This window comes from Empedobacter sp. UBA7252 (assembly GCF_002472765.1).
In the GTDB taxonomy this organism is placed as follows: Bacteria; Bacteroidota; Bacteroidia; order Flavobacteriales; family Weeksellaceae; genus Empedobacter; species Empedobacter falsenii_B.
On the sequence record NZ_DKSQ01000024.1, the window covers coordinates 2,209 to 4,403 of the forward strand.

Consider the following 2,195-nt stretch of genomic DNA (forward strand, 5'->3'; position numbering starts at 1 on the left):
GAAAAATATAGATATAACAGCTAATAATCAAATACTTAAACATTCACCAGACTTATATTTTGCGTTTACGATCTTTTTCCTGGGATTTGGTTTCTCTAGATTTGGAACTGTAACCAATGGCTGTTTTAGAAAATACCTAAGCAGCAAAAAAGGGATAATTTAAAAATTTTAAACAACCAATTTATGAGGGTAATCTATTTAAGACAGTGCTCGTCTTTAAAGTATCTATTAACTGTGTTTATGTGGATACTGATAATGACATGGGTACAAGCTCAAGAAAAAAACATTCAAGGGAAAATTCTTGATGTGACAGGTAAACCAATGGCCGGTGTTTCTATTACCGTATCCGGAAAACCAAAAGCTACTAAAACAGATGACGAAGGAAGATTTTCACTATCCGCAGTAAATGTCGGGGATAAATTACAGATAAGTTTTCTAGGCTATAAAAAATTGGAAAAGAATATTGATAACGCCACTGTCTATAATCTAACGCTTGAAACAAATGAAGAAAGATTAGCGGACGTTGTAGTAGTTGGCTACGGAACCCTAGATAAAAAAGAAGTAACCAGCGCCATTACACATCTAAACGGTAAGGATCTCAACGTATTTGGTGGAAATGGCGTACTTAATGCTCTTGCTGGCAAGGTAGCGGGACTCAGTGTAGTAAACACTGGCCAGTCAGATCCGAATTCCTCTCCCAGTCTGCAACTACGTGGTGTGTCTTCCCGCAACGCCGGACTTGGACCGCTTTATGTGGTTAATGGTGTTCCTGGGGGAAATGTTGACAACTTAAATCAAAACGATATTGAATCAATCGATATACTCAAAGGAGGTGCAGCTTCTGCTATCTATGGAACACGTGGGAGCAATGGCGTAATTATTATCACAACAAAAAAAGGCACATCTGAGCCTTACGCATTTTATGATGGATATGCGAGTTTTGACTTACCGAATAACCGTATCCAGGTTCTCAGTGCCGAAGATTTTTTAAAACACAACCGAGGAACGGATTTTGGAGGAAATACCAATTGGTTTAACGAAGTATCGCGCAAATTCGCCTTTAATCAAAAAAATACGCTTCATTTAGCTGGTGGAAACAGACAAACCAATTATATCGTCTCATTTGACCTGCGCAATGCTCATGGATTGGACTTACGTTCAGACAAGAAAGAATACGGGGCGCGGTTGAATCTGTCCCATACCTCGGCCAATAACCTGTATACAGCCACTGTAACCATTGCGCCCAGGTTCCTTAAAGCAAATAATGCCAGTTATAATGCATTCAATCAAAGTTTGACACTAAATCCGACATTGCCGGTGATGGATGCAAAAAATCCAAACTTATTCAATTATATCAATACGGGTTTTTCTGGTGCTTATAATCCTGTTGAAGAACTTCGCACGGTATTGGATGGAACCGAGGGCAAGTACCTGGACTGGAATGCAGCTTTTAAACTTAACATTTTGGAAAACTTGTCTACACAGGTAACGTTGGCACAACAATCTTCTGATTTTTTTGATTTCAATTTTACACCGTCCTACAATACAGGCGCGATTAATGGAAATAGTGGTAGAAATTCAGCAGGAAGAAATTATAAAAAAAGTGACCAGTATGTATTTGAATGGACAGGAAACTACAAACAAAGTTTCGGAAGACATAATATTAACGTATTAGGAGGATATGCATATAATTATTTTCTGTATTCAGGAATGAATGCGGGTAACCAAAATTTCCCATCCGATGTACTGACGTATAACAATCTGGGCTCAGGTCAATATGACGTCCCTATTCCTACCAATCCACAGCCGGGTGATTACACATTCAGATCGGTTGGTTCATATAAAAATGATGCGAAACTGATCGCTTTTTTTGGAAGAGTAAATTATGATTTGGCAAATAAATATTATGCATCGGCAAGTTTGCGCTATGAAGGCTCTTCTAAATTTGGAAGACTGAACAAATGGGGTTATTTCCCCGCGCTCTCCTTAGGCTGGCGAATTATGGAAGAGGATTTCTTTCCGAAAGCTTCTTGGATCAATGACCTGAAACTTCGAGCAGATTACGGTGAGACGGGTAATCAGGACTTTGGCAGTTACCTTTCGTTAGATACTTATCAAGGTTATGGTTATTTTGCATTTAACGGGGCATCGTACCAAGTTTGGGGTCCCAGTCAGAATACCAACTATGACCTTCG

General features: G+C 39.1%; 1 protein-coding gene. It reads left to right on the forward strand.

Annotation, left to right across the window (positions count from 1 at the left end; genetic code table 11):
- Positions 1–255 precede the first annotated feature (255 nt).
- The coding region (locus B2X73_RS04065) for a SusC/RagA family TonB-linked outer membrane protein (RefSeq protein ID WP_291095795.1) at positions 256–2,195 on the forward strand (1,940 nt) is incomplete at its 3' end.